Source organism: Acinetobacter sp. WU_MDCI_Abxd143, from assembly GCF_025514195.1.
Taxonomy (GTDB): Bacteria; Pseudomonadota; Gammaproteobacteria; order Pseudomonadales; family Moraxellaceae; genus Acinetobacter; species Acinetobacter pittii_H.
Window position 1 is genome coordinate 849,774 of record NZ_JAHPTH010000001.1, and the last position, 25,627, is coordinate 875,400.

The following is a 25,627-nucleotide window of genomic DNA, read 5'->3' on the forward strand; positions in this document are numbered from 1 at the left end:
CCCAGTCTAAACTGGGTCTTTTTGTGAAAATATTTTATAGATCGTTAAATGATCTTAAGCATTCAATTCTGCTGGGATTTTTTTGTAGCTTACGCCGCACATTTGTTCAGCAATACGTAATACCTGACAGCTATAACCAACTTCGTTATCGTACCAAACGTAAGCAGTTAAACGGTTACCAGAAGTAATCGTTGCTTGAGCATCGTATACACCTGCTGTACGAGAACCGATAAAGTCACTCGATACAACTTCAGTCGAGTTGGTATAACCAATTTGACCTTGAAGGCTAGAGTTAATCGAGATTTGACGAATGTATTCATTCACTTCTTCGCGATCAACTTCTTTATCAAGTGTTAAATTCAAGATTGCAAGAGATACGTTTGGTGTAGGAACACGTACAGAGTTACCAGTTAACTTACCTTTCAATGCAGGTAATGCTTTAGCAACGGCTTTAGCTGCACCAGTTTCTGTAATTACCATGTTCAAAGTAGCGGCACGGCCACGACGATCTGCTTTATGGTAGTTATCGATTAAGTTCTGGTCATTTGTAAATGAGTGAACAGTTTCAACATGACCGTTAAGAACTTTATATTTGTCATCCAACACTTTAAGAATTGGAGTGATTGCATTGGTTGTACAGCTTGCAGCAGAGATGATTTTATCTTCATCTAAGATATCTGTGTTGTTTACACCAAATACAACGTTTTTCATTTCGCCTTTACTTGGTGCAGTCAATACAACACGTGCAACGCCTGGGCATTTCAAGTGTTGGCTTAGACCTTCAGCATCACGCCATTTACCAGTGTTGTCGATTAAAAGTGCGTTTTCAATACCGTATGCAGTATAGTCAACTTCACTTGGGCTAGACGCATAAATCACTTTAATGAAGTTACCGTTAGCAATGATTGCTTCGTTTTCTTCATCAACAGAAATTGTACCAGCGAAAGTACCGTGAATAGAGTCACGACGAAGTAAAGAAGCACGTTTTGCCAAGTCACTATCAGAAGACTTACGTACAACGATTGCTTTAAGGCTTAAACCACGACCTAAACCTGATTGGCTAATGATTAAACGAGCCAAGATACGGCCAATACGACCAAAACCGTAAAGAACTACATCTTTAGGTTGTTCAGAAGTTGCGCTTCCTTGAATTGACTCAACAGCTTGAGCAACAAAAGCATCAACATCACCGCCTTTTTCTTTATATTCAACAGCAAGTTTACCGATATCAACTTCTGCAGAACCAATGTTTTCAACTTTTGCTAAAGCTTCTAAAATTGGGAAAGTATTTACAACAGAAAGCTCAACGTCTACAACACGTGTACGGCGGTGAGTTTTCAAAATTTGAATAACAGAACGGTTAATTAAAGAGCGACCGTAAACAGATACGACAATATTTTTTTCACGGTATAATTGACCGATTAATGCAATCATACGTTCCGCGATTTCTTCACGGTTTTTCCAACGGCCTTGGTGTTCAGCGTGCAGGGCGATGATAGTGTCTTTGCTCACAGATACGTCCTCTAATTAATTATATCTAGGCGTGATTTTTAAAACCCCGTAATTGTAATGGAATTATTGACAAGAATGAATCAAAAGCTGACGTTAGTGACTAGATTTTCCTAAAATTCATCATAAATTCATAAAATACCTATAATTATTTTTTATTATCTTATTGTTTAAAACAGCTAAATTTTTGCTTTTTCTTACTTTTTAGATTCTAACGACCTAATTGAACTCATCATTTTTTAATCTTTTTTGATATTTCTCGATGTTGAGCTGCAAATTTTTGGACTTTTGTTGTTGTTGATAAAGATGAATTGCCCCTTCTAAAACGAGTACAAATACAGCACACCAAATCGGAATATAAGTGAACCATTCTTCTTGACCAATGCTCTCCCCTAAAACTAAAGAAGCTAAAGCAAGTAATACTGGTTCTAAATATCCTAACAGGCCAAACACAACTAAAGGTAAAAAACGGCTTGCTAAAATATAACTTCCTAAGCCAATAGCACTTAAAATTCCAAGTCCTATAATCACCAAACTTAGCGTAGGCTGATCAAAAAACTTACTATATGGCAGTAAACCTGTATGTGTTAAATAAACCGCAACCGGCATGATAATGACTAAATCCCACCAGAAGCCACCTAAGTTGTCTGTTTTAATTTTCTTGCGTAATAAAAAGTAGGCAGAATATCCAACTGCAACCAATGCTGTTTCCCAAGCAATACTTCCTAAACGCCATATTTCATGGCTAACCCCAATGACTGCAAGAACAATCGCCACCCATTGAAATTTTGATATTTTTTCGCCATACAGCACACTTCCAGCTAAGACCAGAACCAGCGGTAATAGGAAATAACCTAAAGATACTTGTAGCCCACGTCCATGCATTGGCCCCCATAAAAAAAGCCAAAGCTGTACTGAGGTTAAAATAGAGGTCGTGATTAGCAGCAGTAATAAAGAAGGTTTAGCCAGAATACGTTGATAGATATTTTTGATATAGGCTAAATCACCACTCCACCACATAAACAAAGTTAAGAATGGTAGTGTTGCAATAATTCGCCATCCAAAAGTTTGTTCGCTATCGAGCTGACTTAATAATTGAGTATAAAAATAAAGTACACCAAAAGTGAATGATGCCATGACAGACAAGATCACGCCCTTAAACATCATCACCCTCTTAGACTTTAATAAAAATAACTCACTACAATACTTGATTTATCCACTATAAAAAAGAAAAAACCATGCAAAAACATGGTTTTTTCTTAAGCAGACATACATCACTATTCTTTATGTTCTGTACGGATAATATCTCGAATATCAAAACCTAATGTTTTTGCATAATTTAGATATTCATCTACCACTTCTTGCTCAGGCTGAGGAGTTCTTGATAGAACCCAAAGGTATTTACGTGAAGGTTCTCCGACTAAAACCGTCTGATAGTCTTCATCAATTTTTAAAATCCAGTAATCCCCACGAATGACTGGAATCCATCTTACCGCTTCAGGTAAAAAACTTACCTTCAATTTAGTGTTATAGGGCGGGTTAACCACAAAGGCTTCCCCGACAGATTGCTGTAATTGTTTTCTATTATCGTAGCAGCGATTATCTACGACTATATTTCCATTTTCATTTAAGGTGTAAGTTGCAGACACATTGTAAGCACATTTTTTCTGGAAAAATGCAGGCTTACGGGCGACTTCATACCAAACACCTAAATATCGGTCTAGTTCAACTTTATAGACAGTTTGCAAGGGTTTTGGCTGAGCATAGACATAGGTTCCAACAGCTAAACCAGCCAAAACGACACCGCCCAACGCAATTTTAGCCAAACGCCAACTGGCTTGCGGAACATTATTTCGAAATGCCATTGTTGCCCTCAACGATTAGTTGTGAATACAAAGAACTCAATTATCTACACTAGCTTGTTTTTTAAACACATTATGTAGCGTTATGTATTCGTTTATTGCAACATTTGCGCTTTTAATCGAATGATTTGATCACGTATCCGCGCTGCCTGTTCAAACTGTAAATCTTTCGAGGCTTTTAACATCTCTTTTTCCAGTTTAGTAATATGCTTACTAAACAATTTTGGATCTGAGAGAATATGTCTTTCATCCGCACTTAAAGCTTGTGCCTGTTCAAGAACCTTCTCATCAATTTCGTCGTCTGAAAGTACTTCACCTGAATCAATTTCTTTGATGACCTGACGAACAGCACTACGTGGCGTAATACCATGTAACTCGTTAAACTCGATTTGTTTAGCTCTACGGCGTTCAGTCTCATCTATTGCTTTTTGCATGGAATCAGTGATTCGGTCAGCATATAAAATTGCTTTACCTTTCACGTTACGCGCAGCACGACCAATCGTTTGAATGAGTGAACGCTCTGAACGTAAAAAGCCTTCTTTATCTGCATCTAAAATAGCAACTAAAGAAACTTCTGGCATGTCGAGACCTTCACGCAGTAAGTTAATACCGACCAACACATCGAACACACCTGTACGTAACTCATGAATAATTTTGACACGTTCAACCGTATCAATATCTGAGTGTAAGTAAGCGACCTTAACCCCATATTCTTTTAAATAAGAAGTCAGATCTTCTGCCATACGTTTTGTTAAAGTAGTCACCAATACACGTTCATTTAGGTTCTTACGAATATTAATCTCAGAAAGAACATCATCAACTTGAGTTAATACAGGACGAACTTCAATTTCAGGGTCGATTAGTCCTGTTGGACGTACCACTTGCTCAACAACTTGGTCAGACTTTTCTAGCTCATATCTAGCTGGTGTCGCACTTACAAAAATGGTCGTCGGGACAATGCGCTCCCACTCTTCAAATTTCATTGGTCGATTATCAAGTGCACTTGGTAAACGGAAACCATAATTCACTAAATTTTCTTTACGAGATCGGTCACCTTTATACATTGCTCCAATTTGCGGAACAGTAACGTGTGACTCATCAATAATCAGCAATGCATCTTCAGGTACATAATCAAATAAAGTTGGAGGCGCTTCACCAGCTGGACGGCCCGATAAATGACGTGAATAGTTTTCGATACCATTGGTATAGCCCAACTGTTGCATCATCTCTAAATCATAACGGGTACGCTGCTCAATACGCTGGGCTTCCAGCAATTTGTCATGTTCACGGAAGAATTTAAGTTGATCTTGTAATTCATCTTTAATCGTATCAATGGCACGAGTCAGATGGTCTTTCGGCGTTACATAGTGGCTTTTTGGATAAATCGTAACACGTGGAACTTTACGGACCATTTTACCCGTTAACGGGTCAAACCAACGGATCGAATCGACCTCGTCATCAAATAGTTCAATACGAATCGCATGTTGATCAGATTCGGCAGGGAAAATATCAATAATTTCGCCGCGAATTCGATATGTACCACGTAAGAACTCAAGTTCATTACGCGTATATTGCATTTCAACCAAACGGCGGATAATTTCATCACGACTTACGCGGTCGCCCTCAACCACATGCAGTAACATTTGCATATAAGCATTCGGGTCACCCAAACCATAAATTGCAGAAACCGATGCCACAATAATTGCATCACGACGCTCTAATAAAGCGCGTGTTGCCGATAGCCGCATCTGGTCAATGTGATCGTTAATGGCAGCATCTTTTTCAATAAAAGTATCTGAGGATGGAACGTAAGCCTCGGGCTGGTAGTAATCGTAGTAACTTACGAAATACTCAACCGCATTATTAGGGAAGAACGCTTTAAACTCTCCATAAAGCTGGGCAGCCAAAGTTTTGTTATGAGCCATCACAATTGTAGGTCGCTGTGTTTGAGCGATCACATTCGCCATGGTATAGGTTTTACCCGAGCCAGTTACACCCAGCAATAACTGATTACGAAAACCATGCTCGATACCATTTACTAGCTTTTCAATGGCCTGTGGCTGATCACCTGCTGGCTGATAATGAGTGACCAAATCAAAAGGTTGATTTTCGTTCAAAGTTATCTCTCTTTATGAAAAATTGAATTTAACGTCTCCCCTTTTAATGGGGATTTTTATCATAATTTAAAGTCCAAATTGAGCTGGAAATTCAATGTAAAAGATTAAGCATCTTAATACTTGACCAATACCCTAATCGGTTGCAACATGAAGCTATCCATTAAACAAAAAGTATAACCATGACCTATCAATATCATGATGAAAGTATTGTAACCGAACTTCCTGAAGATACAGTTTTTGTATTTGGAAGTAATCTTGCTGGACAACACGGTAGCGGTGCAGCACGTGTAGCAAGTCAGCACTTCGGAGCAGTTGAAGGTGTAGGTCGTGGCTGGGCTGGACAAAGCTTTGCGATTCCAACTTTAAATGAACACATTCAACAAATGCCACTTTCCCAAATTGAGCACTATGTTGAAGACTTCAAAATTTATGCAAAAAATCATCCTAAAATGAAATATTTTGTTACTGCTTTAGGTTGTGGTATTGCGGGTTACAAAGTTTCGGAAATTGCTCCTCTTTTTAAAGGTATTTATCACAACGTTATTTTTCCGGAATCTTTTAAACCTTATGTTGAAGATAATGCGGTATCTCAGTTTCCGACTTTAACTCAAAAGATGGTACAAAGTTTCATTAATGATGAAGTTATTTTTTACTTTAACCATGGTAGTGAATCTTTTGAAGAAGCCTTAGACAAAACAGATTTATCTGATGCCGAAAAAGCCATAGCACTGATTGTTTTAAATGAAGAGTTGTATCCACGAGATCGTTATGGACGAGGCCGTGATCATGAGCTTAGTGATATTTTAGGTAAGCTCAATGGTAAAATTTTTAATCTTCACGGAAATTCTGAGGGTGCCATGATTTTTGTCAGTGCTGTTGTTGCACTGATGGAACTTTACGATTTTGACGAACAAGATTTTATCAAACTATGGCGTGGCGAAAAAAATATTGATCATCCGATCAATCGTTAAGTTTTCTTATAAATTATGAGTTAAGCAGGCCAAATCTGCTTTCTCATTATTTTATTTTTACTTACGTTTAATCTTTTTATTTTTAATTATTCTAATAGATTTAAACTCTTTACCCTCCCAAATATTAATTTTTCTCATTATACTTTAAGGCAAACTGAATACTTAAAGAAACATATGGAAACTTTAGATTCTTCGATTTTTGACCTTAGCCCAATTCCAATGTGGATTGAGGATTTCAGTGAAGTTAAAAAACAATTTGATTTATGGAGAAATCAAGGCATTGAAAACCTGCATGAATTTTTAAATCAAAATCAAAATTTAATTACTGAATGTGCCCATAAAATTAAAATAATTCGCGTTAATCAAAAAACATTAGAACTTTTTGAAGCAGAAACACAAGAAGAATTATGCTCCAGTTTAAATTTGATTTTCAAAAAGGAAATGTTTGAATCACATATTTATGAGCTAGAAGAACTTTGGAATGGTAAAACTCATTTTTCAAGTACTACGGTGAATTACACTTTATCAGGAAAACGCATTGATGTTCAGCTCAGAGGTTCCATTTTACCTGGTTCTGAATCTACTTTTGAGCGGGTATTAATTACTACCGAAGATATTACCCCTTATCAAAATGCACTCCGTCAGGAAGAAAAAAATCGTCGACTGGCTGAATCTATGTTTATCTACTCGCCTACTTCGCTGTGGGTCGAGGATTTCAGCCGTATAAAAAATAGAATTGATCAGCTTAGGCTATTGGGAATTGAAGATTTTAGAACTTTTCTAGATGTTCATCCTGAATTTGTCCGCCAGTGTGTAGAAGATATTCTGATTTTAGATGTTAATCAGGCCACTATAGATTTATTTAAGGCGCCAGATAAGTCTACCCTTCTTAGAAATACACATAAGATTTTTGCTGAAGAAATGGTTGAAACCTTTCGAGAACAACTCATCGAATTGTGGCAAGGTAATATCCACCATAAACGTGAAGCCGTTAACTACGCTTTAGATGGCCAAATCAGAAATGTCTTGCTGCAATTTACCGTTTTTCCGGGATATGAAGAGACTTGGGGACTGGTACAAGTTGCACTGACAGATATTACTGCACGGAAAAAAGCGGAAAACTATCTTGAATATTTAGGGCAACATGATGTCCTTACCAAACTATATAACCGTGCTTTTTTTACAGAGGAACTTAACCGTTTAAACCGAAGTATTATTCGCCCTGTTTCTTCAATTTTCTTAGATATGAATGGATTAAAAGAAACCAATGATCAGTTTGGGCATGATATTGGGGATGGCTTATTACGCCGTGTTGGAAATATTTTAAGTCAGGCTATTTCAAATACAGCATATACGGCTTCTAGAATAGGTGGCGATGAGTTCGTGATTTTAATGCCGGGGGCAGATGAGGCGAATGTTCTCATTATGCTTCAAACCATTCAGGAACTTTTTAATATCGACAATCAATATTATTCAAGCCATCCAATTAGCATCGCAATTGGACATGCAACGACTCAAGTCAATGAACAAATTGAGGACATGTTAAAACGAGCAGACCATCACATGTACCAAAAGAAAAAAAGTTATTATCAAGAAATTTTATTCAATCAATAAAAAAACAGGCATATTGCCTGTTTTTCAAAATTAGCGTTTTCCCATAGAACGACGCGTACCACGTGGAGGCATCCATGTTCTATCCGCGTATTGCTCTGGTTTTGGACGCACTTGGTTGTGTACCGCATCATCTGCTTGATTGCTTTCATTCGGCATTGGAAATGGCAATTTCACCAAAGCCTTTTTCTGTTTTGGCTGTTGCTCAGTCATGATTCATTCTCGAAATTTCGATTGCGACCTATTATAAATGATTTTTATCATTTCTTTTCAAAAAAGCTTTAATTGTATAAATCTTGCTTAAGTTTATTACCAAACTAAACTTTTTTACATCTGAGAGGAATCACTTCCGCAAATTGCTTAATTTTTGCGATAAGATAGGATGCTTTTTATTTTTAATCCCATAAGAGGAATATTGCCGTGGACGTACGTCTTTCTGATCGTGTCAATGCTATCAAACCGTCCCCTACACTTGCTGTAACGAATAAAGCTGCTGAGCTTAAAGCTGCTGGCAAGAACGTGATTGGTTTAGGTGCTGGCGAGCCAGATTTTGATACCCCTCAACACATCAAAGATGCTGCAATTGAAGCGATTAATAATGGTTTCACCAAATATACGGCTGTAGATGGTACTCCTGGGTTAAAAAAAGCAATTATTGCTAAGTTTAAGCGTGATAATAATCTTGATTATCAAGCGAACCAGATTTTGGTTTCTTGTGGTGGTAAGCAAAGCTTCTTTAACTTGGCACTTGCTCTATTAAACAAAGGCGATGAAGTGATCATTCCAGCACCTTTCTGGGTAAGCTATCCAGATATGGTCATTATTGCTGAAGGTACTCCAGTCATTGTGAAATGTGGCGAAGATCAACGCTTCAAAATCACTCCTGAACAATTAGAAGCTGCGATTACACCTAACACTCGTTTAGTTGTATTAAACAGTCCATCTAACCCAACAGGCATGATTTATAGCAAAGCTGAATTAGAAGCTTTAGCTGAAGTTTTACGTCGTCATCCACAAGTATTTGTTGCATCTGACGATATGTATGAACCAATTCGTTGGGAAGATGAGTTCTACAACATCGCAACTGTTGCTCCAGATTTATATGACCGCACGATTGTTTTAAACGGTGTTTCTAAAGCATACGCAATGACAGGTTGGCGTATTGGCTATGCAGCCGGTCCAGCAAAAATCATTGGTGCAATGAAAAAGATCCAATCACAGTCAACTTCTAACCCAACTTCTATTTCGCAAGTTGCTGCTGAAGCTGCATTGAATGGTCCACAAGACGTTTTACAACCTATGATTGAAGCGTTTAAACGCCGTCATGACTTAGTTGTAAATGGCTTAAATGATATTAAAGGTATCTCTTGCTTACCTGCTGATGGCGCTTTCTATGCCTATGCAAACATTCGCCCTCTTATTCGTGCAAAAGGCTTAAAATCTTGCACAGAGTTCTCTGAATGGTTACTAGAAGAAACTGGCGTAGCAGTTGTTCCTGGTGATGCATTTGGTTTAGGCGGTTTTATGCGTATTTCATATGCAACAGCTGACGAAGTACTCGTTGATGCGTTAGCACGTATCAAAAAAGCTGCTGACTCAATTGAAGGTGTAGACGCTGCTATTGCTTCAATTGAAGCTGAAAAAGCTGCAAAATAATCTGCATTTTGCATAAAAAGGGTTCTCTTGAGAGAACCCTTTTTTAATTCACTTATGCATTTTTGGCTTTTTGCGGTCTTACATAAATAACTAATAAGATTCCAAATAAAACCATAACACTCGATAAAATCACCCGCCCCGTCACAGCCTCATTTACGAATAGGCTTCCCCCTATAATCGCTAAACATGGCACACTTAACTGTACTGTGCTGGCAGTCACCCGATCAATATGCTTCAGAATCGCATACCAGAGTACATAAGCCCCACTTGAAGTAACACCACCCGACAAAACCGCTAAAATCCATCCTTGCAAGTCAATGTAGCGCTCTTGAGCAAGTAATATATTTGCCAACAAAACCATTGGCACAGCTAACATAAAATTTGCCAACGTACTACCAATAGGCTGCATCATATTACGACCCGCGATGCTGTATCCCGCCCATGCCAAACCAGATATCGCCATAATTAGAGTATATCCCCAATTAGGTGTATGAGCACCCGGTAATAGCAAAACAATGATTCCAGCCAAAGCAATACATAAGCCTATACCACGGTATATGCCAATCTGCTCACCCTGCCAATAGCCGTAAAGCACCATAGTCAGCTGTACAACCCCAAACAATAACAAAGCACCAATACCAGCGTCGATTTGAAGATAAGCATACGAAAATGCCAAAATATAAACCGCTAGAAAAAGTGCATTTTTTAGGTTCCACTGGACTTTGGCTTGAGACGATGTTGAATATAAAAAAAGTCCCAATAAAACAACTGCACCACTTGCTACTCGTAGGAGGCTAAAAGTCATTGGGTCAATATGTTGGCCTGCCAAAGCCAAACGGCATAATACAGAATTCGCTGCAAAACCCATCATTGCTAGTGCAATTTTAAAAAGCATTGTCCTTATGCTCCTGTTATTTTTTATAGTGTATAAGAAGACCCGCTTATCTATCTAATTCATTATACAACTCATTTAATTCAATTTTTATAATAAAGGAACTTTATATTAATTGGACAAGTTTTTAAGATTCAACTTATCAGTTCAATCTTTAACTATAGAATTGACTTATCGATAACTTAATAATAGGCTAATATCAAGTTCCATTTTAGAACTTTAAGAATTAAAGGACCCCAAAAATGAAAAATCCGATGGAAATGACTGGCCTTGAATTTTTACAAGCAATGGTAGAAGGCCATATTCCACCTGCCAGCATTAGTAAAACAATACCTATGCAACCTACTGAAATTTCAGAAGGATCTGTTACCTTTAGAGCCCAAGCAGATCATAACCATTTAAATCCACTCGGTGGCGTACATGGCGGTTTTGCTGCTACAGTTCTAGATTCAGTGACTGGCTGCGCAGTACATACAATGTTACCTGCGGGTGTAGGTTACGGCACAATCGACCTTAACGTAAAAATGTGCCGTCCTATTCCCAAAAATCAGGCTTTAATTGCAACAGGCAAGGTTATTAATTTAAGTAAAAATTTAGGTATTTCTGAAGGAAAGATTATTGATGAGGAAGGTAAACTGTATGCCTATGCAACAGCAACCTGCATGATTATCCGTCCATAATTATTAAAGGCAGCCTTAAACCGCTGCCTTTTTTATTGAGTCATCTGAATTATCTGGACGTTCACAAGTTTGTGCAATCACATATGGCGCCCAAATATTTTTAAGTTGGAGTTCTATAATTTCTTGATGCTCTACAGACCAAGCTAAAACTTTATTTTTACCCAGCAATAACTCCCCTTCTAATTGAAAAATATATAAAGATTCAGAGGATTTTAGTAGTTTCGAGCTTTTTAAAATCTTAAGTGAATTATGCACATTCCATTTAGCGCTAAACCAAAGCTGCAATAAATCGCCTAAATATAAATCCTGCTTTTTGAAAGGATAAGCATTAATCCATGCACCTTCTACAAGTGTGTAATAGGATTCTGATTGATTTAAGATATTGAGATAATTGTGTTGATAGAAATCAAAATTAGAAAAAATAGAAGCGATCGTAAGCGTTTTCATACTTATCTCCGATTTAGCCATTTTAGTGCTGGCAAGTTGGTTTAAATCCACACTGTTTGGATTTCTCCAAACGCTTGTTCTTTTTTGAATCTAGCAATTGATTTTTTAAAGTGCAAGTAATTTCTTAACCCACCACTCAACTGATCAAATAAAAAGCATACGACACAAAAATGAAGTAAACATGACAATTTAGACTTGACCCTTCTCAAAATCTCCTTATAATCGCATGCAGATTCTCCCATAGCTCAGTCGGTAGAGCGACGGACTGTTAATCCGCAGGTCCCTGGTTCGAGCCCAGGTGGGAGAGCCAAATACTAAAAAGCCCGCAGCATTAAAGCGGGCTTTTTTTTGCCATAAATTTATCAATAACTATAAAAAAATCCTCTATCAACAGATAGAGGATTTAATTTTTCTTAGAGTCTTTATTAGATTTAACGCTCTAACCTAACTCTAAAGAATCTATTTTCTTCTCAAATTATTATTCCACCTCAACCACTTTTAAAGGATTAAAAGATTGAGTGGTCGGCATCATTTCAATACGATTAATATTAATGTGTGGAGGTTGTGAAGCAATCCAAGCTACTGTATTTGCAATATCTTCAGGCAAAAGTGGATTCTTTTTATCATATAGACTGTTTACTTTATCCTCATCACCTTTAAAACGCACAAGAGAAAATTCAGTACCTCCACACAACCCTGGTTCAATGTTAGTTACGCGCACACCAGTACCAGCCAAATCAGCACGAAGATTTAGACTAAATTGCTCCACAAATGCTTTGGTTGCCCCATACACGTTACCACCCGGATATGGATATGTACCTGCAATTGAGCCCATATTAATAATCAAACCTGATTTTTTCTTTACCATACTTGGTAAAATTAATCGGGTAATCGTAACAAGCCCCTTAACATTGGTATCAATCATCGTATACCAATCATCTAATTCTGCTTTATCTGCGGGTTCCAATCCTAATGCCAATCCAGCATTATTCACCAATAAATCAATTTGACCGATTTGGAATTCGACTGGTAAATCAACCAATACTTTATTTATATTTTCTGCGGTATCCGTCATGTCAAATACTAATGGGTAGAATTTCTCACCAAGCTCTTGTTTTAGTTCTTCTAGTTTTTCTGCTCGTCTTCCGCAACCAATAACGTTATATCCCAACTCAATCAGCTTTTTTGAAATGCTATAACCAAAACCCGCTGAGGCACCTGTAACTAATGCTAACATTCTTATATCCTTAGAAATGATCAACTATTTCAGTTGAACTCATGATGAACATATCAGCCTTTATATTTACACAATATTTATTATTAGCCTAAAAAAATAAAAGTTTTTTAAACATTTTAAGAGAAATTAAAATCTAGAAAAAATATATTTATTAAATAATTATATGCATTAAAAAACTAAAAGCAGAACATGCTTACCGCCAAAGAGATAATACTCACCTAATAAAAAAGTTTACCGTGAAAGGTAAACTTTTTTATTTGAGACATCCAAGACTAAGCAGGAATACCACTATGAAAACGGAAAGTATCATCTGGTGTTAAAATCAGATTCTTCTCAACTTCACGGATATGATTTATTCGCTGTTGAATATCCTCTTTAGGATCTTTCATTTTTGCAGTTTTTGCCACATCAAGCGCAAGTGCAAGATAGTCTTCAAAATGACGAGATTCTGACTTAAGCAAGTATCGATAATAACGTCCTAACTCATCATCTACACGCGGTGCAAGTGCATAAAAACGCTCACATGAGCGAGCCTCTACGAATGCACCAATCACCAGCACATCAATTAAAGCTTCAGGCTCATACGTACGGATTTCTTTACGCAACCCACCTGCATAACGTCCAGCACTTAAACCAGTCCACTCTTGACCGCGCTTAGCCATAAGCTCAAGTACTTGTTCATAGTGAAGCATTTCTTCTCGTACAAGTTGAGCAAGTTTTACTTGTAAGTCAGGAAAGAAGCTATAGCGGAACATTAAGTTCATTGCTGTACTAGCAGCTTTCTTTTCACAATTAGCATGATCTTGCATCAAGATATCTAAATTATTGATTGCCTCATCCAACCATGCATTTGGTGTTTGACATCCTAAAAAGGCCACCACAGGTTGCATTAATTCATCGTAATTGATATTCGACATAACCAACTATCCTGCTGCCTGAATCGCTGTTTTCATATCTTTAACAGCTTGAACCAGACCTACAAAAACACTTTCAGCAATAATTGAATGACCAATGTTTAATTCATGAATTTGTGGAATAGCTGCAATTGGCGCAATATTTTTAAGGTTAAGGCCATGACCTGCATTTACAACCAAACCTTTTGAAGCTGCATACTCAACACCTTTGATAATACGCTCTAACTCGGCTTGTTGATCTTGCTCCGTTTCCGCATCTGCATATGCACCCGTGTGCAACTCAATCGTAGGTGCGCCACACGCAACTGCTGCATCAATTTGGGCTAAATCAGCATCAATAAATAATGATACGTCACAACCAATGGCCGCTAAAGTTTGAGTTGCTGCTTTAACTTTTTCAAAGTTACCCACTACATCCAAACCACCTTCAGTTGTTACTTCTTGGCGTCTTTCTGGCACAAAACACACGTGCTGCGGCTGAATTTCTTTCGCAAACTCGACCATTTCATCAGTAACAGCCAACTCTAGGTTCATACGCGTTTTTAATAATGGACGCATGCGGCGTACGTCATCATCTTGAATATGGCGACGGTCTTCACGCAAATGCAAAGTAATCCCCTCTGCACCTGCTTCTTCACAAATAAGAGCAGCTTCTACAGGGTCTGGATAAGTAGTACCGCGCGCCTGTCTCAAAGTAGCAACATGGTCTATGTTTACACCAAGCAATGCAGCCATAAATAAATCCTAATTACGATTGAGTTTGAGTATTTTGAATCCACAATTGTCGACTTTTTAGGGGACGATCTCCTAAAAGCGATGTAATCATTTGACGGTATAGTTTACCTAATAATTGCAATTGTTCGTGAGAAAAATCCTGGCCTTGCTCATAATCCAACATAGATAAAATTGCTTTACCTGACAATGAAGAACGGCTTGCCTGAACAACGGGCGCAAAACCTTCAGTTACCTGAAATTGATAAAACTGGTGAGCCTGTATTGGCTGTTGTTGAGTATCAATTGAGAAATCAATCGCGTAACCCAGCTCAGGAAGCAAAACATGTTCGAACTGGCGCAAAATCTGTCTCAGAAAAAGATCAGGATTTTCGTGGGAAGATAATTGCTGTAATTGAAGCAAAGTTAATTGATATTGCTCAAAAGTTTGTGGCATTGCCTCTTCTAATGGGCAAAGTCTAAGAACAATTTCATTTAAATAAAAACCAGCAAAAAAAGCATCACCAAAAAAGAAAACTGGCTGATTTAATATTTCCAGCTTAGTAAAATTTTTGAGTTCACTTTTACCTGTGGCTTGCAGTCGAATAGGCTGATATTGAGGAGGCGGAGTCTGCCTTAAGATGCCATCGACTCGTCCATATTCCTGAGTAAAAAGATGCACAATATGACTTTTTTCACGGTACTTACGGTGATGAATCATATATCCATGGAGGACTTCATTGCGCATCATAAAAAGAATCTATTCCTCAGATTCTTTTTCTTTTTTGTCATCCTCATCATCACCGTCAGGAATCACAGCACCCACGACAGCTGCTGTACCTTTAACTACACCTTTGGTAGTTTTATAGGCGATACCTACTGGTACGGTTACAAGCTTATATACACAACCTTGTAACATCAATGTACATCCAACTATAGCGATTAATGATGTAATTGTTTTCATACCAGTATCCTTAATCCTTATCCTTTAGATATCACTATATCCTAAGCTTTTTAGAGCACGCTCATCATCAGACCAGCCACCCTTCACTTTTACCCAAAGTGTGAGCATAATTTTTTGCTCAAACATTTTTTCCATATCTTTTCGAGCATCCATACCAATCGTTTTAAGCTTGGTTCCTTTCTCACCAATTACAATGGCTTTTTGACCCGCGCGGTCTACAAAAATCGTTGCATCGATATAGGTACAAGCTGGTTTTAAACGACCAGTTTTTTCATTAACAGTTGCCTCTTCCGTTTTGAAAGATTCAATTTGTACTGTTAAATCATAAGGAAGCTCTTCACCCAACTGACGCATGATTTTTTCACGAATGATTTCGCTCGCCAAGAAACGCTCAGAGCGGTCAGTAATCTGATCAAATGAATACAAAGGTGGTTGATAAGGAAGATACTTCTCAATCGTTTCACTTAAGTGTTCTAAGTTTGCTCCACGTAATGCAGAAACAGGAACAATCTCAGCAAAATTCATAAGTTTGGCACGTTCTTGAATGAGAGGAAGAATCTCTCTTTTATCTTCAAACGTATCAGCCTTATTAATAACTAAAATAACCGGCATTTCAGCGTTCTTGAGTTTTTCAAGCACTAAATCGTCGTTTTGAGTCCACTTATAAGCATCGATAACGAATAAAACTAAATTAACGTCACGTAATGCAGAGTGCGCAGCGCGGTTCATCATTTTATTAATAGCACGCACTTCTTTTTTATGCATACCCGGGGTATCTACATATACCGCCTGCATTTTTTCACGTGAATCAATACCAATAATTTTATGACGTGTTGTTTGAGGTTTACGCGAAGTAATAGAGAGCTTTTGACCCAATAAATGGTTCATGAGGGTAGATTTACCCACATTTGGACGTCCCACAATCGCCACAAATCCGCTCTTAAAATCCGAAGGGATTGTTACGCCTTTGGAACTAAAAAATTGATCAATCAGATTATTAGGATCTTGGTTTTCATTTGAATCTGGATTGATTTGATCAGAATGCATCGACATGCAGGTTATTGCTCCAATAACTTTAAAATTTCCGCCGCTGCTGCCTGCTCGGCAAAACGACGACTTGAACCCTCACCATAAATCTTCGGTAAACCATCTACCACGCATTCCACTTTAAAGTGCTGATGAGGTGCATCACCCTGAATATCTACAACCTCGTAAACAGGGAGAGGTTTTTTACGTGCTTGTAGATACTCTTGTAAACGTGATTTCGGATCTTTGAGTTGATCCGTAGGTTCTATATGGTCTAAATAGGGTATGTACCATTTTAGCACAATATCTTTAAGTAAGTTGAGATCACCACTATCAAGATAGATTGCACCAATAATCGCTTCTACCGTATCTGCTAATATTGACTCGCGATGATGACCGCCAGACTTCAACTCGCCTGTACTTAATATTAAACACCGACTAAGTTGCAAATCTGTTGCAATCTTACCTAAAGCTTCCTGACGAACTAAAGTCGCTCGCATACGCGTGAGACGACCTTCATTTTCATTTGGATAGGCATGATATAGATAATTAGCGATTATCATGCCTAATAATGAATCGCCGAGAAACTCTAAGCGCTCGTAATTGTATTTGTGACTCACCGAACGATGAGTCAATGCTAACTGTAACAATTCAAGCTGCTTAAATTGATATCCGATTCGACTCAGTAAGCGAGGATCACTTAGTTTGAACTGATGTTTTATCAAAACTCTTCTCAAATGTTAAAACTAAATCAATATTGAATAAGAAAGGTTTTCTTACTTCATATTTCTTTTTGACCGTTAGACCTGACTGATTAAACACTTGAGCGATCTCTTTAAATTGGAGATCACGAATATTGTTCATTTCGAGTCGCTGATCCATTTGTGTTACAAACTTTTGTGGTGTGATCTCAGAAGAGCTTTCTTGTAAAAGCTCCTCTATCTGATTATTAATCAGCCGATCATCCCAATATGCTGGCCAAACTGCAAGTACAGCTTTTACTGCAATCGCAAATATAACCACCCCAAATAAAATTGCTAAATACGAAGTACCCTGTTGTGCCTTACGCATTTCTTTTTTTCCTAATGGTTGTTTTTAATCTATTTTTCCATTTCGGCTAAAGTTAGGAAGGTGTAAACCCGGTTCTTTATGCATCCACACGTAGAATGCTCGTCCTGTTAAGTTTTCTTCAGGAACGAACCCCCAGAAACGACTGTCTGCACTTTGATCGCGGTTATCCCCCATTGCAAAGTAATGTCCTTTTGGAACAGTCACTTCCCAATATAAACCGTCTTGGTTCGCATATTTACCATTTTCAACATAGTTGATAAACGGTGCTTGACGCGCCACATTTACGCCTTCAAGCTCACGCATCGTAAAGGTATGCTCACCAATCGTCTCTTTATGATAAATAGACGTTGGTGTATCCATCACATCTTTTTCACGACTGAATTGTGTTAATACTTTCGGTACTTTCTGCCCATTAATAATCAATTGCCCATGGTCATAAACAATATGATCACTAGGTAAACCGATTACACGTTTAATATAGCTAATAGTCGGTTGAGGTGGATAACGGAATACAATTACATCACCACGCTTCGGTTCACCTACATCAATAATTTTTTTATTAACAATAGGTAAACGCACACCATAATCAAATTTATTCACCAGAATAAAATCACCAGTTTCTAGAGTTGGCACCATAGAATCCGACGGAATATTAAACGGTTCATAAAGAAATGAACGAAGTACAAGTACTACAGCTAAAACTGGCCAAAAGTCATAGGCCCATGTAATGACAAAATTTTCGTTCCCGCGTCCTTTATTTGCACGCTGTTTTAATACAAGTTTATCTAACAACCACACTGCAAATAGAATCAGCGTAACTGGAACAAGAATTAAATTAAAATCAAAATCCACATGACCTCACTCGCAGCCTCGCTGCTTGTATTACAGTGGGGAAAGGAAATTATTCACTTTCCCCACCCTCATTTCTTATCTTTCTACTTTCAATACAGCCAAGAACGCTTCTTGTGGAATTTCAACACTTCCCACTTGTTTCATACGTTTCTTACCTTCTTTTTGTTTAGAAAGTAGTTTTTTCTTACGCGAAACGTCACCACCATAACATTTTGCCAATACGTTTTTACGCATCGCTTTTACGGTAGAACGGGCAATAATTTGCGCACCGATTGCTGCCTGAATAGCAACATCGAACATTTGGCGAGGAATTAAGTCTTTCATTTTCTCAACCAATGCAATACCACGATGGCGTGCATCATTACGGTGACAAATCATAGCCAAGGCATCAACCTTTTCGCTATTAATTAACACATCAACCTTAACTAAAGCTGAACTTTCAAAACGTACAAAGTTATAGTCTAGCGATGCAAAGCCACGAGAGCATGACTTTAATCTGTCAAAGAAATCCATAACGACTTCAGCCATCGGGATTTCAAAAGTAATAGAAACTTGGTTACCCAAGAATTTCATATCTTTTTGTACACCACGGCGTTCGATACAGAGCGTCATTACGTTCCCTAAGTATTCTTGAGGAACAAGGATATGACATTCAGCAATTGGTTCACGCAAATCTTCTACAGTCGATCCATCCGGCATTTTTGATGGACTATCGATGTAAATCGTTTCGCCTTTCTTGGTTAATGCTTCATAAATTACAGTAGGTGCAGAACTGATGAGATCAAGATCATACTCACGTTCTAAACGCTCTTGTACAATTTCCATATGTAGCATACCTAAGAAGCCACAACGGAAACCGAAGCCTAAAGCATCTGAACTTTCTGGTTCAAAGAATAAAGCCGAGTCATTGATCTGTAATTTTTGTAGTGCTTCACGGAATGGTTCGAAGTCACTCGCATCAATCGGGAAAAGACCAGCATATACCTGCGGTTTAACCTTTTTGAAACCAGGTAAAGTTGTAACTTCCGGTGTAGACGCAAGTGTAATAGTGTCACCTACTGGCGCGCCAAAAATATCTTTAATACCCGCGATAACAAAACCTACTTCACCAGCTTCAAGAATATCTGTTTCGGTATGCTTAGGATTAAATACACCCACAGAAGTGACCGGATGAGTTTGCCCTGTCGATTTAACCAACATTTTGTCGCCCTTGCGGATACGACCTTGTTTAATACGAACAAGAGAAACTACGCCTAAGTAGTTATCAAACCATGAGTCGATAATTAATGCTTGTAATGGCGCTTCACGATCACCTTCTGGTGCTGGAATAACATCAACCAAACGCTCGAGTACACCTTCAACACCTAAACCAGTCTTTGCTGAACAAGTCGGTGCATCTGTCGCCTCAATCCCGATAATTTCTTCAATTTCATGAATTACACGCTCAGGTTCAGCCTGTGGTAAATCAATTTTATTTAGAATAGGAAGAACTTCGAGACCTTGTTCAATTGCTGTATAGCAGTTTGCAACTGATTGCGCTTCAACACCTTGTGCAGCATCTACAACCAATAGCGCACCTTCACATGCAGCTAATGAACGAGAAACTTCATAAGAAAAGTCAACGTGCCCAGGTGTATCAATAAAGTTTAGTTGATATTCCTGACCATTTGGATGAGTGTAATACAGCGTGACGGAAGCGGCTTTAATGGTAATCCCACGTTCACGCTCAAGCTCCATTGAGTCCAAGACCTGAGCTTGCATTTCACGATCTTGTAGACCACCACACATCTGAATAAAACGGTCAGCCAATGTAGACTTACCATGGTCAATGTGGGCAATAATCGAGAAATTTCGTATATTTTTGATATCGACGGATTTTTTAGCTTGCGCCATGGGTTACCTTGAGAAAATATAGAGTGCTATGTAGCTTGTTTTAATACACAGCCAAAGCGGTTAAATAAATTGCGTGAGATTATAACAGATGCATATTTTAAAGTATCCAAAATAATCATGAGCTTTGTACTTATGTTTTAAAAAAGGACAGTCAAAGTAAGCGTATTACGTCCAACTATTGAGCATAGGAAACGGTAAAATCATAAGGATTTATGCTTGAATCAAGCGGCGTATATGCATGAGTAAAAGTTGGCGACATTCGTTTAGGACGACCTGAAGCAATTTCAATACATGCCCATTTGGTATTTCCAACAAATAATACTGCCTGATCTGATGGGCGAAAAAACACATACTGGCGGAACGAATAAAGCGCGTTAATGTCATCTAACCATGTGCGTAATACAATTTTTTCGCCTTCAAATGCAGCTTTACGATATTGCACATGATGCTCAACCGCGACCATGGCATGTTTTAACTCAAGATATTTAGTTACCCCTACTCCCAAAGTTTCAACATGGGCAGCAGCTACATCTTGCATCCATTGAACATACATTACGTTATTTACGTGTCCTAACGCATCAATGTGATGTGGCTGCACCTCAATATGTAAATCAAAAATACTACTCACAAATGAACACTCTTATTTATTAACCTTAAAACTCAAATAAGTGTAGGTAGATATCGCTAAACGCTCAAGTTAAATAACAAAAACCACCCATTTTAGGGTGGCTTAGTAATCTGGTTGAAGATTATTGAATACGTAAACCAAGCATTGCGCGCTGTCCCTGACGAATAATAGCAACACGTGCTACTGTATTTTTCGGCAAGTTAGAAACAACTTTTGCAAAATCCTGACTATTTAAAATCTGGTTATTATTGACTTGAGTAATCACATCACCCGGAATGATATTTGACAGTGACGCTAAACCACCACGGCGAACATCTTGTACATAAATACCGCCTTTCACGCTCAACGCATTTTTTTCCGGTTCAGCTAAATCACGAATACTCATGCCTAGAACTGGCCCTTTAGATGCAGCACCTTTTGTACCAGTGGCAGGCGTTTCATCTGGTGCAGTTGTTAAGGTCGCTGAAATATTGCGTGTTTTATCATCACGTAATACTTCAAACTGAACGGTTTGATTTGGCTGTACTTTGTTTAATGCGTACAGTAAATCACTCGTACGAAGTACAGGTGCACCATTTAGTTTTAAAATTACATCACCAGCTCTTAGCCCTGCTTTTTGTGCAGGTGAGTTCGGAGAAATTTGAGTAATTAAAGCGCCTTCAGGTTTTGGTAATTTGTAGGCATCAGCAAGGTTTCGGTCAATATCTTGCATCATCACACCAAGGTAAGAGCGTGTTACTTTACCTTTTGTTTTAAGCTGGTCTGCAACATCCATAGCTACATCAATCGGAATAGAGAAAGACAAGCCCATATAGCCGCCAGTACCACTAAATATTCGAGAGTTTACCCCGACCACTTCACCATTTTGATTAAATAATGGACCACCTGAGTTACCTGGGTTTAAAGCCACATCTGTTTGAATAAATGGCACCGAAGTTTCACCGCTCATGTTTCGTGATTTTGCACTGACAATACCTGCCGAAGCGGAGTAGTCAAAACCAAACGGCGAACCAATTGCTAAAACTGGCTCTCCGACACGTAAACGGTCAACATTTCCTACTCGTAAAGCTGGATAGTTAGTTCCATTGACCTTTAACAATGCAACATCTGTGCGCTCATCACTACCCACCACGGTTGCATCAATTTCACGTCGGTCATTTAGAGTGATGCTGATACGAGAGGCATTTTCAATCACATGGTGGTTAGTAAGTAGGTAACCATCTTTACTAATAAAGAATGCACTTCCGTAAGCTGTCTTTTCTTGTGGACCTTGTTGCTGTGGAATGATGACCTGATTGCCAAAGAAACGTTTTAAAATTTCAGGAACTTGCTGCTGCAATAGTTCATCCTGAGTCATTTTTTTTACGACATTTACACTCACGACTGCTGGACTAACTTGTTCAACAAGATTTGAAAAATCAACAGCAGCATTTGCTTGAACAGCAGCAACTGTAAATACCGCTGCATACATTCCTTGTTGTAAATAGCGAGATTTCATTCGGTGCTCACCCACAATTGGTCTACGAGAATAAGAATAAAACTGTTGTATCACAACGCTTTGAGGTTGTGCGTAACAATATGTTTATTTGTAATACGTCATCACAAGGATTATTTTACGCATTGCAACTTTTTAAGCCAATTGCAATTTTTCTCTGAGTTAGAGCGCTTAAGCTCTTGCCTTTTTAGGTAAAAAGGGGTGTCATTAGCGGACGTTTTAAATTGATGCGAATGGACATGCCTAATTTACAGACAATTCACCACTTTGACGTGATTATTGTGGGCAGCGGCGGCGCTGGTTTAAGTCTGGCTTTATCGTTACCAAATCATTTTAATATTGCAGTTTTAGCAAAAGCTGCTCTAACCGAAGCAAGTACCTTTTATGCTCAAGGTGGTGTTGCTGCTGTTCTCGATGAGACTGACTCTATTCAACAGCATATTAATGACACTATGATTGCAGGCGCTCATTTATGTGAAATGGACGCGGTACAACATACCGTAGAAGGCGGCCGCCCTTCTGTTGATTTTCTTTTAAAGCAAGGCGTGCAATTTACTCTCGATGAAGATGAACAGCTTCATTTGACTCGTGAGGGTGGTCACTCACAGCGTCGCATTATCCATTCTGCTGATGCAACAGGTAAAGCCATTTCAACCACTTTGGTTGAGCGTGCCAAAGAACGTAAAAATATTACTATTTTTGAAAATTATATTGCGATTGATTTAATCACCTCGCATAAATTAGGCCATACCGACCAAGCGAATCGTGCTATTGGTTTATATGCATTAGATGAAAATACTGAAAAGGTTCATACCTTCCTTGCCCCATTCACCGCGCTGGCTTGCGGTGGTGCGATGAAGGCTTATCTGTATACATCTAATCCAGATATTGCCACAGGTGACGGTATTGCAATGGCTTATCGTGCAGGTTGCCGTGTAGCGAATATGGAATTTAATCAGTTCCATCCAACTTGCCTGTACCATCCACAAGCCCGCTCTTTCTTAATTACTGAAGCTATGCGTGGTGAAGGCGCTTACTTACGTTTGCCGGATGGCGAACGTTTTATGCTACGTTTTGATGATCGTGCAGAATTAGCTCCTCGCGATATTGTGGCACGTACCATTGACCATGAAATCAAGCGTCTCGGTATTCGTCACGTGTGGTTAGACATTACCCACAAATCACCTGAGTTTATTAAAGAGCACTTCCCTACACTTTATGCAAGATTGCTTGAGTTAGGTATCGACATTACGAAAGACATGATTCCAGTGGTACCAGCAGCTCACTATACATGTGGTGGTGTTGTGGTTGACTCAAATAGCCAGACGGATATTGAAGGTCTCTATGCGATTGGTGAAACGTCATATACGGGCTTACATGGTGCAAACCGTATGGCAAGTAACTCATTGCTTGAGTGCTTCGTTTATGGCATGAGTGCAGCAAAAGATATCGAAAATAAATTTGATGAAAACTTCAAATTACCTGAAGTACCAACTTGGGATGACTCACAAGTAACTAATCCAGATGAAGATGTGGTGATTTTACAAAACTGGGATGAGTTACGTTCGACCATGTGGAACTACGTTGGCATTGTAAGAACCACAAAACGTTTAGAACGTGCTTTACACCGTATTGAAATGTTAAAGCGTGAAATCACTGAGTATTATCAAGACTACCGTGTTAGCAAAAACCTAATTGAGCTGCGTAACCTTGTTTTAGTATCGGAAATGATTGTTCGCTGTGCTATGCAACGTAAAGAATCACGTGGTTTACATTACACACTCGATTATCCGGAAACTTCCAGTGAGATTCGTAAAACTGTTTTAACTCCTCCAAATTTTGCAGTAGAACAGCCATTGGTTAATACTGATATTTAAACTGTTCTTCTACAAAAAAGCACAGCTCTGACTGTGCTTTTTATTCGGTTTGATATTTATGGTCTAGGTGGGATTGAATAAGTCGCGGTCACATGTGCAACAGGTTCATCCAAACCGACCGAATAAATCCAAACCTCACCCACCACTAAACTCTTTCCGACTTTCATGAGTTTACATTCACTACGTAAGTCTTGATCACCCGCAGGTTTTCTTAAAAAATTAATATTAAAGTTGGTGGTTACGGCTAAACCAACAATACCGATCTCACCTAATATCGCAATATATAAGGCAAAATCAGCTAATGTCATCATGGTTGGACCAGATATGGTACCACCTGGCCGTTGATGCCTTTGATCGACATGATAATAAACGACAGCAGCTTTAGGCGTGACTGATTCAATCGTGCAATGTTCAAGACTTGGTGGGAATTCCTTTTCAAGAAATGCCACGATTTCTTCTTTTGAGCTTTTCATCCTTGTTATTCTTCAATCTATAAATCATATGTAAGATAGCATAAGAAAATAGCAGATATTTTCTATGACGTTTTAAATCAGAATTAACGTCATTTTTCACCACTCCCATATTTTATAAGAGTGGCTCACCTAATTGCTTATCCTAAATATTGCAATGCCTGTTCGAACACCTGATCAGGACTTTGTGTAGCATCTATTCGCTTAATACGTTCCGGTTCAGCCTTCCATAAGGTTTCATAGCCTTCGCGAACCTTAGTAAAGAAGCTTAACTTTTCTTGTTCAAAACGGTCTAAAGCTCCACGTTCACGTGCACGGTTCATACCGAGTTCAATCGGTGCGTCTAACCAGAACGTTACTTCTGGCATGCGTGAAACAAAGTTCTGATTTAAAAGCTGTAATTTATCTTGGCTTAAACCACGACCAGAACATTGATAAGCAAAGCTTGCATCGGTAAAACGATCACTTAAAACAATTTTATTAGACTCTAGAGCCGGCAAAATAACTTGTTGTAAGTGTTGAGCACGTGCCGCATAAATGAGTAATAACTCAGTATCATGACTCATATTTTCGTCATGATTCACCGCCAAAAGCATCGAACGAATTTGCTCAGCTAACGGTGTGCCCCCCGGCTCTCGAGTTAAAATAACTTGTTTGCCTTGCTCTTCAAAATGCTGATGAATTTTTCGAATGAGTGTAGTTTTACCTACCCCTTCCGTGCCTTCAAAGCTGATAAACATCTCT

27 protein-coding genes and 1 tRNA gene are annotated in these 25,627 nt (G+C 38.5%); 6 read left to right on the forward strand and 22 right to left on the reverse strand.

Annotated elements, in window-relative coordinates; all coding sequences use genetic code 11:
- Positions 1–54: 54 nt before the first annotated feature.
- The 4 genes from KTI79_RS03960 to uvrB form a co-directional block, all read right to left on the reverse strand.
- On the reverse strand, positions 55–1,512 hold the full coding sequence (locus tag KTI79_RS03960; protein ID WP_032053077.1) for a glyceraldehyde-3-phosphate dehydrogenase: 1,458 nt from the start codon (positions 1,510–1,512) through the stop codon (positions 55–57).
- Between the two features lie 216 nt (positions 1,513–1,728).
- The gene (rarD, locus tag KTI79_RS03965; RefSeq protein ID WP_079284095.1) at positions 1,729–2,676 is read right to left on the reverse strand and encodes an EamA family transporter RarD; all 948 of its coding nucleotides are present in this window, start codon (positions 2,674–2,676) and stop codon (positions 1,729–1,731) included.
- Positions 2,677–2,786: 110 nt separating this feature from the next.
- Entirely contained in the window at positions 2,787–3,374 is a 588-nt protein-coding gene (locus KTI79_RS03970; RefSeq protein WP_032053073.1) for a lipocalin family protein, read from the reverse strand.
- A 92-nt stretch (positions 3,375–3,466) separates the two neighbouring features.
- Positions 3,467–5,488 (reverse strand): excinuclease ABC subunit UvrB, encoded by a 2,022-nt coding sequence (uvrB, locus tag KTI79_RS03975; protein WP_032053071.1) that lies wholly within the window; start codon positions 5,486–5,488, stop codon positions 3,467–3,469.
- A gap of 179 nt (positions 5,489–5,667) precedes the next feature.
- Between uvrB and KTI79_RS03980 the strand changes: the two genes are divergently transcribed.
- Both KTI79_RS03980 and KTI79_RS03985 read left to right on the forward strand, forming a co-directional pair.
- Complete coding sequence (locus KTI79_RS03980; protein ID WP_032053069.1) at positions 5,668–6,459, forward strand: hypothetical protein; 792 nt, start codon at positions 5,668–5,670, stop codon at positions 6,457–6,459.
- Between the two features lie 174 nt (positions 6,460–6,633).
- A complete protein-coding gene (locus KTI79_RS03985) occupies positions 6,634–8,073 on the forward strand; it encodes a diguanylate cyclase domain-containing protein (protein WP_057074333.1) in 1,440 nt (479 codons plus the stop codon).
- A 30-nt stretch (positions 8,074–8,103) separates the two neighbouring features.
- Here the strand turns inward: KTI79_RS03985 and KTI79_RS03990 are convergent, their stop codons facing one another.
- The gene (locus KTI79_RS03990; protein ID WP_002118942.1) at positions 8,104–8,283 is read right to left on the reverse strand and encodes a hypothetical protein; all 180 of its coding nucleotides are present in this window, start codon (positions 8,281–8,283) and stop codon (positions 8,104–8,106) included.
- 207 nt (positions 8,284–8,490) lie between these two features.
- On the opposite strand from KTI79_RS03990, the gene KTI79_RS03995 reads away from it, so the two are divergent.
- Positions 8,491–9,726 (forward strand): pyridoxal phosphate-dependent aminotransferase, encoded by a 1,236-nt coding sequence (locus KTI79_RS03995; RefSeq protein WP_002118408.1) that lies wholly within the window; start codon positions 8,491–8,493, stop codon positions 9,724–9,726.
- 52 nt (positions 9,727–9,778) lie between these two features.
- Here KTI79_RS03995 and KTI79_RS04000 read toward each other — a convergent pair whose 3' ends face one another.
- Positions 9,779–10,621: a DMT family transporter gene (locus KTI79_RS04000; RefSeq protein ID WP_032053065.1), complete on the reverse strand. Its 843-nt coding sequence runs from the start codon at positions 10,619–10,621 to the stop codon at positions 9,779–9,781.
- A 239-nt stretch (positions 10,622–10,860) separates the two neighbouring features.
- Here KTI79_RS04000 and KTI79_RS04005 point away from each other — a divergent pair, with 239 nt between their 5' ends.
- On the forward strand, positions 10,861–11,298 hold the full coding sequence (locus KTI79_RS04005; RefSeq protein ID WP_032053063.1) for a PaaI family thioesterase: 438 nt from the start codon (positions 10,861–10,863) through the stop codon (positions 11,296–11,298).
- Between the two features lie 15 nt (positions 11,299–11,313).
- Here KTI79_RS04005 and KTI79_RS04010 read toward each other — a convergent pair whose 3' ends face one another.
- A complete protein-coding gene (locus KTI79_RS04010; RefSeq protein WP_032053061.1) occupies positions 11,314–11,745 on the reverse strand; it encodes a hypothetical protein in 432 nt (143 codons plus the stop codon).
- Positions 11,746–11,786: 41 nt separating this feature from the next.
- A complete protein-coding gene (locus tag KTI79_RS04015; protein WP_079284123.1) occupies positions 11,787–11,933 on the reverse strand; it encodes a hypothetical protein in 147 nt (48 codons plus the stop codon).
- A gap of 46 nt (positions 11,934–11,979) precedes the next feature.
- Between KTI79_RS04015 and KTI79_RS04020 the strand changes: the two genes are divergently transcribed.
- Positions 11,980–12,055 (forward strand) — tRNA-Asn (locus tag KTI79_RS04020).
- 168 nt (positions 12,056–12,223) lie between these two features.
- On the opposite strand, the gene KTI79_RS04025 is transcribed toward KTI79_RS04020, so the two are convergent.
- The 12 genes from KTI79_RS04025 to KTI79_RS04080 form a co-directional block, all read right to left on the reverse strand.
- Positions 12,224–12,982 (reverse strand): SDR family oxidoreductase, encoded by a 759-nt coding sequence (locus KTI79_RS04025; RefSeq protein ID WP_032053059.1) that lies wholly within the window; start codon positions 12,980–12,982, stop codon positions 12,224–12,226.
- A gap of 272 nt (positions 12,983–13,254) precedes the next feature.
- Positions 13,255–13,899, reverse strand: a complete 645-nt coding sequence (locus tag KTI79_RS04030) for a tRNA-(ms[2]io[6]A)-hydroxylase (RefSeq protein WP_032053057.1) — start codon at positions 13,897–13,899, stop codon at positions 13,255–13,257.
- A 6-nt stretch (positions 13,900–13,905) separates the two neighbouring features.
- On the reverse strand, positions 13,906–14,631 hold the full coding sequence (gene pdxJ / locus KTI79_RS04035; protein ID WP_002118629.1) for a pyridoxine 5'-phosphate synthase: 726 nt from the start codon (positions 14,629–14,631) through the stop codon (positions 13,906–13,908).
- Between the two features lie 13 nt (positions 14,632–14,644).
- Positions 14,645–15,358 carry a DNA repair protein RecO gene (locus tag KTI79_RS04040; RefSeq protein ID WP_016140294.1) on the reverse strand — a complete coding sequence of 238 codons (714 nt, stop codon included), beginning with the start codon at positions 15,356–15,358 and terminating at the stop codon, positions 14,645–14,647.
- Positions 15,359–15,367: 9 nt separating this feature from the next.
- Positions 15,368–15,571: an NF038104 family lipoprotein gene (locus tag KTI79_RS04045; RefSeq protein WP_005067833.1), complete on the reverse strand. Its 204-nt coding sequence runs from the start codon at positions 15,569–15,571 to the stop codon at positions 15,368–15,370.
- A gap of 24 nt (positions 15,572–15,595) precedes the next feature.
- On the reverse strand, positions 15,596–16,618 hold the full coding sequence (era, locus tag KTI79_RS04050) for a GTPase Era (protein ID WP_014207367.1): 1,023 nt from the start codon (positions 16,616–16,618) through the stop codon (positions 15,596–15,598).
- 11 nt (positions 16,619–16,629) lie between these two features.
- On the reverse strand, positions 16,630–17,322 hold the full coding sequence (gene rnc / locus KTI79_RS04055; protein ID WP_005067830.1) for a ribonuclease III: 693 nt from the start codon (positions 17,320–17,322) through the stop codon (positions 16,630–16,632).
- Positions 17,294–17,668, reverse strand: coding sequence for a DUF4845 domain-containing protein (locus KTI79_RS04060; protein ID WP_032053055.1), 375 nt, complete (start codon positions 17,666–17,668; stop codon positions 17,294–17,296). The genes rnc and KTI79_RS04060 overlap by 29 nt, the downstream gene beginning before the upstream one ends.
- A gap of 24 nt (positions 17,669–17,692) precedes the next feature.
- Positions 17,693–18,520, reverse strand: a complete 828-nt coding sequence (gene lepB / locus KTI79_RS04065; protein ID WP_262468267.1) for a signal peptidase I — start codon at positions 18,518–18,520, stop codon at positions 17,693–17,695.
- A 75-nt stretch (positions 18,521–18,595) separates the two neighbouring features.
- Positions 18,596–20,413 (reverse strand): translation elongation factor 4, encoded by a 1,818-nt coding sequence (lepA, locus tag KTI79_RS04070; RefSeq protein WP_016140290.1) that lies wholly within the window; start codon positions 20,411–20,413, stop codon positions 18,596–18,598.
- Positions 20,414–20,588: 175 nt separating this feature from the next.
- Entirely contained in the window at positions 20,589–21,041 is a 453-nt protein-coding gene (locus KTI79_RS04075; RefSeq protein WP_016140289.1) for an acyl-CoA thioesterase, read from the reverse strand.
- Between the two features lie 121 nt (positions 21,042–21,162).
- Positions 21,163–22,539, reverse strand: a complete 1,377-nt coding sequence (locus KTI79_RS04080) for a Do family serine endopeptidase (RefSeq protein ID WP_017399257.1) — start codon at positions 22,537–22,539, stop codon at positions 21,163–21,165.
- 230 nt (positions 22,540–22,769) lie between these two features.
- Between KTI79_RS04080 and nadB the strand changes: the two genes are divergently transcribed.
- A complete protein-coding gene (nadB, locus tag KTI79_RS04085) occupies positions 22,770–24,413 on the forward strand; it encodes an L-aspartate oxidase (protein WP_000367525.1) in 1,644 nt (547 codons plus the stop codon).
- A 56-nt stretch (positions 24,414–24,469) separates the two neighbouring features.
- On the opposite strand, the gene KTI79_RS04090 is transcribed toward nadB, so the two are convergent.
- Entirely contained in the window at positions 24,470–24,886 is a 417-nt protein-coding gene (locus KTI79_RS04090) for a PaaI family thioesterase (protein ID WP_009393656.1), read from the reverse strand.
- Positions 24,887–25,023: 137 nt separating this feature from the next.
- Positions 25,024–25,623 carry a dTMP kinase gene (gene tmk / locus KTI79_RS04095; RefSeq protein ID WP_032053052.1) on the reverse strand — a complete coding sequence of 200 codons (600 nt, stop codon included), beginning with the start codon at positions 25,621–25,623 and terminating at the stop codon, positions 25,024–25,026.
- Positions 25,624–25,627 lie beyond the last annotated feature (4 nt).